Source organism: Enterococcus durans NBRC 100479 = LMG 10746 (genome assembly GCF_001544215.1).
In the GTDB taxonomy this organism is placed as follows: domain Bacteria; phylum Bacillota; class Bacilli; order Lactobacillales; family Enterococcaceae; genus Enterococcus_B; species Enterococcus_B durans.
The window spans coordinates 1-9,860 of sequence record NZ_BCQB01000072.1; the positions used below are offsets into that span (position 1 = coordinate 1).

At 36.9% G+C, this 9,860-nt stretch carries 12 protein-coding genes and 1 pseudogene; 12 read left to right on the forward strand and 1 reads right to left on the reverse strand.

All coding sequences use genetic code 11. The features are described 5' to 3' along the window. Positions 1 to 284 precede the first annotated feature (284 nt). A pseudogene (locus ED2_RS13345) lies at positions 285 to 599 on the reverse strand (transposase); the annotation flags it as partial. 81 nt (positions 600 to 680) lie between these two features. On the opposite strand from ED2_RS13345, the gene ED2_RS13350 reads away from it, so the two are divergent. From ED2_RS13350 to yidD, 12 genes are all read left to right on the forward strand, one after another. Next, entirely contained in the window at positions 681 to 908 is a 228-nt protein-coding gene (locus ED2_RS13350; RefSeq protein ID WP_002330418.1) for a hypothetical protein, read from the forward strand. 218 nt (positions 909 to 1,126) lie between these two features. Next, entirely contained in the window at positions 1,127 to 1,318 is a 192-nt protein-coding gene (locus ED2_RS13355; RefSeq protein ID WP_005876982.1) for a hypothetical protein, read from the forward strand. A gap of 427 nt (positions 1,319 to 1,745) precedes the next feature. Next, complete coding sequence (locus ED2_RS13360; protein ID WP_439709120.1) at positions 1,746 to 3,185, forward strand: primase C-terminal domain-containing protein; 1,440 nt, start codon at positions 1,746 to 1,748, stop codon at positions 3,183 to 3,185. A 43-nt stretch (positions 3,186 to 3,228) separates the two neighbouring features. Continuing rightward, positions 3,229 to 3,423 carry a hypothetical protein gene (locus ED2_RS13365; RefSeq protein WP_002311030.1) on the forward strand — a complete coding sequence of 65 codons (195 nt, stop codon included), beginning with the start codon at positions 3,229 to 3,231 and terminating at the stop codon, positions 3,421 to 3,423. Between the two features lie 13 nt (positions 3,424 to 3,436). Beyond that, positions 3,437 to 3,577, forward strand: a complete 141-nt coding sequence (locus tag ED2_RS15770) for a hypothetical protein (protein WP_002316998.1) — start codon at positions 3,437 to 3,439, stop codon at positions 3,575 to 3,577. Between the two features lie 13 nt (positions 3,578 to 3,590). Continuing rightward, entirely contained in the window at positions 3,591 to 3,797 is a 207-nt protein-coding gene (locus tag ED2_RS16165) for a toprim domain-containing protein (RefSeq protein ID WP_232103817.1), read from the forward strand. Positions 3,798 to 3,851: 54 nt separating this feature from the next. After that, positions 3,852 to 5,399: a type IA DNA topoisomerase gene (locus tag ED2_RS13375; RefSeq protein WP_232103818.1), complete on the forward strand. Its 1,548-nt coding sequence runs from the start codon at positions 3,852 to 3,854 to the stop codon at positions 5,397 to 5,399. 1,190 nt (positions 5,400 to 6,589) lie between these two features. Further along, a complete protein-coding gene (locus ED2_RS13380; RefSeq protein ID WP_002307506.1) occupies positions 6,590 to 7,012 on the forward strand; it encodes a cupin domain-containing protein in 423 nt (140 codons plus the stop codon). Between the two features lie 83 nt (positions 7,013 to 7,095). After that, positions 7,096 to 7,749 carry an ABC transporter ATP-binding protein gene (locus tag ED2_RS13385; RefSeq protein WP_060789886.1) on the forward strand — a complete coding sequence of 218 codons (654 nt, stop codon included), beginning with the start codon at positions 7,096 to 7,098 and terminating at the stop codon, positions 7,747 to 7,749. After that, positions 7,746 to 8,510, forward strand: a complete 765-nt coding sequence (locus ED2_RS13390) for an ABC transporter permease (protein WP_002311027.1) — start codon at positions 7,746 to 7,748, stop codon at positions 8,508 to 8,510. Before ED2_RS13385 ends, ED2_RS13390 begins: the two co-directional genes overlap by 4 nt. Before the next feature lie 410 nt (positions 8,511 to 8,920). Continuing rightward, positions 8,921 to 9,298, forward strand: coding sequence for a DUF302 domain-containing protein (locus ED2_RS13395; RefSeq protein ID WP_192918969.1), 378 nt, complete (start codon positions 8,921 to 8,923; stop codon positions 9,296 to 9,298). Between the two features lie 211 nt (positions 9,299 to 9,509). Beyond that, positions 9,510 to 9,794 carry a membrane protein insertion efficiency factor YidD gene (gene yidD / locus ED2_RS13400; protein WP_002318456.1) on the forward strand — a complete coding sequence of 95 codons (285 nt, stop codon included), beginning with the start codon at positions 9,510 to 9,512 and terminating at the stop codon, positions 9,792 to 9,794. The last annotated feature ends 66 nt before the right edge of the window (positions 9,795 to 9,860 follow it).

Below are 9,860 nucleotides of genomic sequence, written 5' to 3' on the forward strand. Positions count from 1 at the left end.
AACAAATTCGTGATAAGGTAACGGATTTCTACCTTGACCACTTAGATGTCAAAAACTTGAAGGCTGATTTAGTGGATGCTGAGATTGTGATATCGGCAGCTTAGCTTAAATCAGTGTTCATAAATAACTTTATATAAGAGGAGATTTATTGGTAAGGAGATTGCTTGATAGATCTCCTTTTTTCGTTGATTTTCACCATTTGATATTAATCTATTGAGTAATATGGGTAGCGTCAAGAATCTTGTGTAAATGAAATGCCTCCGTACATATAATATGTAGTTAATTTAAATAAAGGATGATTCCAGGGTGTCCTGAAGTCCTTTGAATCCGCGATGGATTCGCTTCATAGACTTCTCGTTGTAGACATTAAACTGAGAAACCAGGAATCGATCCAGTGAATCTTCCGTTGGAAATTGTTCTTTGTGGTTGGTGTTGCGTTTGAGATATTTGTTAAAGTTCTCAATGAAGTTGGTTGAATACAATGAACCGCGAATAGCTGGTGGGAAATCCATGAAAGTGAGCAGATTCGGCATTTTAAGCAGATTTTTGATTAACTTGGGATAGGTCTGATGCCAGTTGTTGGCGAAGTCATTCAATTTTCGTACCTGGCATGACATTTAGTGGGACTTCTGAACGAAATGAAGTTGATTACTGATGAATATAACTAGGAAATGACGCAATTGATTGGGGATATGGACCTTGAAGATGCCAAAATTAGCATAGAAGATCTAAGTGTTTATACGAACGATGATCAAACCTATTTCGTCGTTTTTGATCTCAAATATGAAGGATTGGATTCAAATCAAGTCCTTGTTTATGTAGCATCCGATCACGTCAGTTATTCCAATATAATCGATCATTATGAGCTAATCGCAACAAATACCAAATTAAAAAAGTGGAATAGATGATGGCTATTTTCGAAAAAGTCTCTTACTTTATTTCTATCGATCATCGGTAAAGTATCGTCGGTCGGTCACAAATCAAGTCAAACACCTGGAACGGGTGACGAGCAATGAATTTGATCAATTCAAAAATAAAGTAGCTTTTGAAAAGCTGTAGCGTGAAATCGAACAAGCAAAAATGAGTCAAGAGTCAGACCTATTCAATTAGGAGAAAGAGGAAAGTCATGGAAAATTATTACTTCATCAATAGCGTGGATCCAGAGAACCAAATGATGCGTATTCAAGAAGTGGGTGCTGGCGAAATGAGTGCGCAACAGGTACGTATCACGAAAGAGGATGCCGATGTTTATTCTTTAACGTTGGATGAAGCAACGCAAGAAGGGGAGCCGCTGATCGTTCAGCTGGATCTAAAATAAAGTCAAAATCAGCCGTAGAAAAAATTTTTTCGACCAGTACAAATAAAAACCGATTTTCTTTTTTTAGAAAGTCGGCTTTTAATAACGAAGCTAATTTAGTTGAAGTAGTTGCTCAATAATCGAAGAGCTGCCTGGTAAAAATAAAAGTAGACTACCTATGACTAACAAGATCCCTAAAACAAAACAGGCTATTACGAATTTGGTTGATCTAGATACTTCTTTATTTGAAACACTTATGATCAACAAAGTTATACCGACAGCTAACGTTAAAAAATACCAAAATCCCATTGTTATCGCCCACTTTCTTTGAATAGTTTTTCCTTTCAAACTGTTTAATAAATTTTATCATAGACAAGAAGAACTAATCCTTGTACAAGAAAAATATATGTAAAGTTTAAACTTTCTTATACTATATAGGTTGAATTAAATACTTTACATCCGCACGCACAGTCGGTCAATCACTACCAAGCCAGGTAAAAGCAAAGGGGCTATTTTTGCGTATCGCTCAAAATCAAGCATGATTGGCGGACGTGGCGTTGTTCTGACTTCCGAAGAAGCGATTCACGAAAACAAAGATACATTTACGCATTGGACACCCAACGTTTATCGTTATGGAACATATGCAGACGAAAATCGCTCATATACTAAAGGGCATTCTGAAAATAATTTAAGACAAATCAATACATTCTTTATTGATTTTGATATTCACACGGCAAAAGAAACTATTTCAGCAAGTGATATTTTAACAACAGCTATTGATTTAGGTTTTATGCCTACTATGATTATCAAATCTGATAAAGGTTATCAAGCATATTTTGTTTTAGAAACTCCAGTCTATGTGACTTCAAAATCAGAATTTAAATCTGTCAAAGCAGCCAAAATAATCTCGCAAAATATCCGAGAATATTTTGGAAAGTCTTTGCTAGTTGATCTAACGTGCAATCATTTTGGGATTGCTCGCATACCAAGAACGGACAATGTAGAATTTTTTGATCCCAATTACCGTTATTATTTCAAAGAATGGCAAGATTGGTCTTTCAAACAAACAGATAATAAGGGCTTTACTCGTTCAAGTCTAACGGTTTTAAGCGGTACAAAAGGCAAAAAACAAGTAGATGAACCCTGGTTTAATCTCTTATTGCACGAAACGAAATTTTTAGGAGAAAAGGGTTTAGTAGGGCGCAATAGCGTTATGTTTACCCTCTCTTTAGCTTACTTTAGTTCAGGCTATTCAATCGAAACGTGCGAATATAATATGTTTGAGTTTAATAATCGATTAGATCAACCCTTAGAAGAAAAAGAAGTAATCAAAATTGTTAGAAGTGCCTATTCAGAAAACTATCAAGGGGCTAATAGGGAATACATTACCATTCTTTGCAAAGCATGGGTATCAAGTGATTTAACCAGTAAAGATTTATTTGTCCGTCAAGGGTGGTTTAAATTCAAGAAAAAAAGAAGCGAACGTCAACGTGTTCATTTGTCAGAATGGAAAAAAGATTTAATGGCTTATATTAGCGAAAAAAGCGATGTATACAAGCCTTATTTGGTGACGACTAAAAAAGAGATTAGAGAAACACTAGGCATTCCTGAGCGGACATTAGATAAATTGCTGAAGGTACTGAAAGCGAACCAGGAAATTTTCTTTAAGATTAAATCAGGAAGAAATGGTGGTATTCAACTTGCTAGTGTTAAATCATTGTTGCTATCGATCATTAAAGTAAAAAAAGAAGAAAAAGAAAGCTATATAAAGGCGCTGACAAATTCTTTTGACTTAGAGCATACATTCATTCAAGAGACTTTAAACAAGCTAGCAGAACGCCCCAAAACGGACACACAACTCGATTTGTTTAGCTACGATACAGGCTGAAAATAAAACCCGCACTATGCCATTACATTTATATCTATGATACGTGTTTGAAAGAGAAGACGAAAACGGAGATAAAAAATATTTTATCGGTACATTTCAAAGCGATAAGTTGAAACGACTCACTCCATATAAAGATGATAAAGAGGAATTGGCTCAACAGCTTAAAAAACAGCAAGACCAACATAGAGAACAAAAGCAAGAACAAACAATAGCTTTACAAAGAGAAGAAGAAAAATAAAGGAGAATGAGCTATGAATTTTCTACAAAATAATTTCCAAACTTTATATTTAGGTGCAGCTGCAGGAGATATTCAAGGAAGAATTTCCGGAGCATTAACAACAGTTCAATCTGTATTGACAGGTATACAAGATCGTCAAAAAGCATTTAGATGAAGCGGAAACAATCGTGATTGCGACCGACAGCGACCGAGAAGGTGAAGCAATCGCCCGCTTGATTATCAACCTTTCGGGAAATAGCCGGAAAACCATTAAACGTTTATGGATCAACTCGCTTGAAACTAGCGAAATCAAAAAAGGATTTCAAAATCTGAAGGACGGACAGGCGTTTTATTCCACTTACAAAGAAGCAGAAACCCGACAAATCGCTGATTAGCTGGTAGGAATCAATCTCACCCGTCTTTACACGCTTTATATGCAGAAAAACGGCATGAGAGGCGTGTTTAGCGTTGGACGCGTCCAAATCCCGACTTTGTTCTTGATTTACCAACGCAACGAAGAAATCAAACATTTCGTCAGCAAGCCATTTTATGAGTTGTATGCCACTTTCACACACTCGAATGGTAAGTACAAAGGGAAATACAAAGAGCGGTTTGATACACTCGAAAACCTTGACGGGTTCAAAGAAACCAATCAGCTAGAGCAAGCGGAGAATGCCGAAGTAACAAATGTCAAAGTGGAAGAAAAACGGCAGTATGCGCCGAAACTCTTTAGCTTGTCTGATTTACAATCTTTCGCGAACAAACGCTTTAAGTACAGTGCCGACAAAACGCTTTCGATCGCTCAAAAACTCTATGAAAAAAAGGTGCTTTCTTATCCAAGAAGCGATACCAATTATATTGGTAGCCCCGAATTTGACTACCTGAAAAGCAACCTCAGTCGGTATCTCGAACTAGCAGGAGTGGGCATTTCCGAACCGCAGCTAAACGAAAATAAACGGTATGCAGATGGAAGCAAAGTACAAGAACACTATGCGATTATTCCAACGAAGACATTGCCGAAGCTAAGTGATGTAACGAAAGACGAAAAAAACATTTATCTTCTGGTCTTGTATCGTACCCTCGCAATTTTTGAAAAGCCGTATATCTATGACGAAACCACCATTGATACAGCGATCAATCAGGTTCTGTTCCAATCAAAAGGGAAGACAGAAAAAGAGCGTGGATGGAAACGACTATATAAACAGGAAGAAAAAGACAAAGACGACCCACTTTTACCAGAAGTAACCGTCAATGATTCAGTGGCTTTCGCCCTTGAAACAAAGGAAGGGAAAACCCAACCACCCAATTACTATACAGAGGGCACACTGCTAACCGCCATGAAACATGTCGGACGGGCAATGGACGATAAAGACAGCAAAGACATTCTTAAAGAAACCGAAGGGATTGGAACCGAGGCCACTAGAGCCAGTATCATTGAAACCTTGAAGAAACAGGACTACATCACGATCAGTAAGAGTAAAATCTATGTGACAGAAAAAGGCGAATTGTTGTGCCGCATAATTGCAGAGGACGAAATCGCCAATGCCGGCATGACTGCCCAATGGGAACGTTATTTGAAAAAGATCCGAAGCCAACAAGGCACACAAGAAGCTTTTTTAGGCAGTATCGAGCGGTTTGTGCAGCACCTCATTGAAAAAGTGCCACAAAACTTCCAAGACAAAAAAGAAAACATTGCAGATGTAGCCGGTCATATGGAACAAGAAAATGTGATGGGTACGTGTCCGAAATGTCAAAACAGCGTAGTAGACAAAGGAAAATTTTATGGCTGTTCGGGCTACAAAGACGGTTGCAAATTTACGCTTCCTAAAAGATGGAGCCAAAAAGCACTCACAAAGAAAAATGTCCAAGATTTATTAAGCAAAAGAGAAACGAGTTTAATCAAAGGGTTCAAAAGTAAAAAAGGAAGCAATTTCTCGGCAAAGTTAACACTGAATGACGAAATGAAATTAGCTTTTGAATTTCCAAAAAACGCTTGAAAGGAATTTTTCTTTTGCTCGCTTGTTGCTTTGTAAGAATAAGTAGCTATTCTGCAAATAACCCTAATATTTCGTATTTCTCTAAAAAACCAGTGTTTGAGAGGGAAGTTCTACGCTCATTTCAGATTGATCTATGGGTAACTATCCATGAAAATGCCTGTAAACCGCTCTTTTTTCAGTTTTTTTAAAGAGAGAGAAAATAAAAATAAAATACCAACTTTTTACGTATATTAATAACGAAGGACTTAAATATAGGATGATCAAAGGAGGCGTTCTTATGTATGAAGACGAATGGAGAGAATAATATGCAACCAAAAATGAGAGCATACATATTACGAGAAACAAACTCATTTTCCAATGCAATGAAGGAATCGCTCTGTCTACTCATAAAACGGAAATTGAAAGAATCATGCATGCATTGGCACTTAAACTCTTATTACTGGAGTTAAATTCATATGATTTTTAATCTGCAAAAAAGTTTATAGCACCGTCGCTTATACCAGAAAATATAACAAACGCCGCATTATTTTTTTGTGCACTTTAATAATCTATTCAACTAAGGAATTAAGCTGGCTGTCAAGAGAGTAATATCGTATTGAATCTCAGGTGGAAATTTTCTGCGGTATCTTTTTTGACTGAAATGACATTAGTGTCTTTTGGGGATTGTGTATGTAAGTATTTTTTAAAATCATTTTAACAAGTTTTGGACAAAAATTCTCATGAAAAAACAGAATTTAAATAGCATGATAAATTGGAGAAGATAGTTTAATGTGCTTATAGGAACACCCCACTTTTACAGTCACAATCAATAACCTTGCTACTTTCTTTCGAAATTGATAAGAGTCTAAAGGATTGACAACGCTTGATAGTGAGCATAAACTTAATGTACGCTAGTTAGTTTACAAGTGTAAACTAAAAAAGTATGATGTGTCGTCTCTGAAATTCTCCCTGATTCAAGTCATAACCAGAGTACATATCGGTTATTTTTTGATTCCATATTTTTTCCTTTATGTGCTGAGGATTAAGGGGTACCAATTGTAATTGCGCGTTATATGGTCTTTGTTTAGAATCGCTCTCCAAAAAGCCAATTTTTTTGCATAGAATTTTTAGATGTGGTACCATTAATTAGAATTATTATAAATAAGAAGTAGGTATCATTGTTTCAGTACAAAGATTAGGAGGAATGGAAGATGGAAATAGACTACAAGGATCATGGGAAGAAGCCGTATATCATTAATATTGAAGACGCCACCACAGGAAATGATAATTACCGGACGACCATTTGGACAGGCAGTAAACTGCAAGTCACCGTAATGTCCATTCAACCGGGCGATGACATCGGTTTGGAAGTGCACGAAGGCATTGACCAATTTATCCGTATTGAAGAAGGAGAAGGCGTGTGTAAAATGGGGCCTTCTAAAGATAACTTACATGTTCAACAAAAAGTGATGGATGATGACGCCGTATTTGTTCCGGCGGACATGTGGCACAACATCGAAAACACCGGTGATAAGCCGCTCAGACTGTATACCATTTATGCTGGTCCAGATCACCTTGAAGGAACGGTTCACCCTACTCATGAAGACGCCAAAAACGATCCAAACGAACACTGAGGTACACTAAGATGAAACAAAAGCCCTGCACCCGTATGGATGGTCCACTGGTGCAGGTCTTTTTTATAAAGGAGAGAAGTGGTATGAGTGATTCATTGTTTCAATTAGAGAAGGTTGGTTTTCAGGCAAACGGAAACCAAATCCTTCAAGATATCTCTTTTACAGTAAACAAAGGGGAAGTGATTGTTTTTTCTGGTCCTTCTGGAAGTGGAAAAAGTACCCTTTTGAAATTAATTGGTACGCTACTTTCCCCAACTTCCGGAAAAATTTATTATCGAGGTACGGATCTGCAAAAAATCGATCCTGTGGAGTATAGAAAAGAAGTCTCTTATTTCTTTCAAAACGCTTCTCTATTCGATGAGACAGTTCAAGAGAACTTGTCTTTTCCTGCCCGCATAAGAGAAGAAGGATTTGATCGGGAACGTGCAAAAAAATTGTTAGAACGAGTTCAAATACCTGAAACTTACTTATCGAAAGAGGTCAAGGAACTATCAGGAGGGGAAAAACAACGGGTTGCATTGGTCCGAAATTTGATGTATCAACCGAAAGTGTTGCTCCTGGATGAAGTTACCAGTTCATTGGACCAAGAAAACAGAGCGATTGTCCTTGATTTAGTCCGAGACGTGATGAAAGACCAACAAACTACGGTGTTGGCCGTCACTCACAACCAGGAAGAAATCGACCAAGCTTCTCGTCTGATTACTATCAAAGGTGGAAAAATGGAGGAATCGAAATGACAAACAATTTGGAAATCAGTAATCTTTCTTTGCTTTTATCCTCTGTCCTCTTGATAGTTGCCTTGTTGATTGATTACAAAGAGAAATTGGGATTAGGAAACGACATTTTTATTGCGGGAATTCGCGCTGTCGTTCAATTATTCCTTATTGGATATGTATTGAGCTACGTATTACGAGTGGATAACAACTTTCTCACTTTAGCGATGGTTTTGTTCATTGTGTTCAACGCTTCTTATAACGCCCATACACGCAGTGAGGGGATCAACCGCTCTTTTAAAATTTCAACGACGGCTATTGGAGTAGGAACAGCCTTGTCCTTACTCATTCTTGTTTTTTCAGGAGTCATTGACTGGACCCCTTCTCAAATCGTTCCAATTACAGGCATGATTGCCAGCAACGCCATGACTGCGATTGGAGTGACCTATCGGTCTTTGAATTCAAAATTTACGGACCAACGCCAACAGGTATTGGAAAAATTGGCATTGGGAGCCAATAAAAAACAAGCGTCCATGAGTATTGTAAGAGAAAGCGTCAAAACGGGCATGGCTCCTTCTATTGACCGAACAAAAACGGTTGGACTTGTCAGCCTACCAGGTATGATGTCAGGGTTGATTTTTGCGGGAATTGATCCTGTTCAAGCGATTCGTTACCAAATTGTTGTGATGTTTATGTTGATTTCAGTTACTGCGATTTCTTCATTTATTGCTAGTTATATGGCTTACCGTGAGTTTTATAACAATCGCAGTCAATTAATTATATGATTTGGGATGATACACTACTCTTAAAACCAGTGGTTACAATTTTATGTAGTTAAAAGAAGACCTCACGAGAATAATTGCAAAAAGAACTTCATTTTTTAAGGAAGAAGGATATTTTTGTCATCGAATCTTTGGAACGACTAGGGCGAAACTATGATGAAATTTTTTATATAGTGCAGCAACTGGATTAAAAGGATATCGGACTGATTGTTTTGAACATGCCTATCCTCAACCAATGAGAACTTTCGACGAAATCATGTTCTAGAAAGAAATTTCTATCCAATAAGAATTCCAAATCATGGACACTATTATCAAAGAAGCTTTAATAGATAAAATATTCAAAGCAGATTCTAAAAAAGTCGATTCCACAAAATATACATGAAATGAAAAATGGAGGAATATAAGTGAACTTTATGTATGAAGTTAAAACAACTAAATCATTCCAAGCGGCAACAGAAGCACTCATTGAGAAACTCAAAGAAAGAGAATTTGGTGTATTGTATCAAGTTAATTTTAAAGAAAAAATTAAATCTAAAGGGTTAGATTTCCCTACAAATTTTGAGGTATTAGAAGTATGTAATCCAAAACAAGCAAAAGAAGTATTGGAAAAACGTATTGAAGTTGGCTACTTTTTACCGGGTAAGGTAGTTGTTTATGAAAAAGAAGCCGATGTGTATATTGGACTACTAAAACCAACAGTATTAATTGACTTTATCAAAGATGATAATTTGACAATGATTGCTAGAGAAGTTGAATCAACATTAAAAGAAGTAGTGGACGCTGCTAAATAAATATAAAAAAGACTTTCTCGTGAACTAAAATGGACCCCTATAGAGTACACTAAAAAAAGTGTCCTCTATAGTTTTTTTTGCCCATAGGGAGGAAGGTCATGTAACTTTATCCACTAGCTCTTAATACAAGATTCGGAAATACCGACATATTATGGTCGTTTTTATTCTTTTTGAAAAATGCTTTACAAAAAATATGCATGGGGGTATATAAATGAAAAATATCATTTTATTAAGTATAAAAGGTTATCAAAAAGGAATTTCGCCGTTGTTTCCACCGAGTTGCCGTTATTATCCCACCTGCTCGCACTATGCTGTTGATGCGATTGAAAAACACGGAGCAGCAAAAGGGTCTCTAATGGGAGCAGCACGTATTATGCGGTGTCATCCATTTGTTAAAGGCGGATATGATCCAGTGCCAAGTACATTTTCATTGAAAAGAAATAACAGACATAAGATAAAAGGAGAGGAACAATCAAATGACAGTAAAAGTAACTGATATAACATTAGCATCAGAAGTAAAAGAGGGTATTACATTAGTCGATTTTTGGGCTCCTTGGTGTGG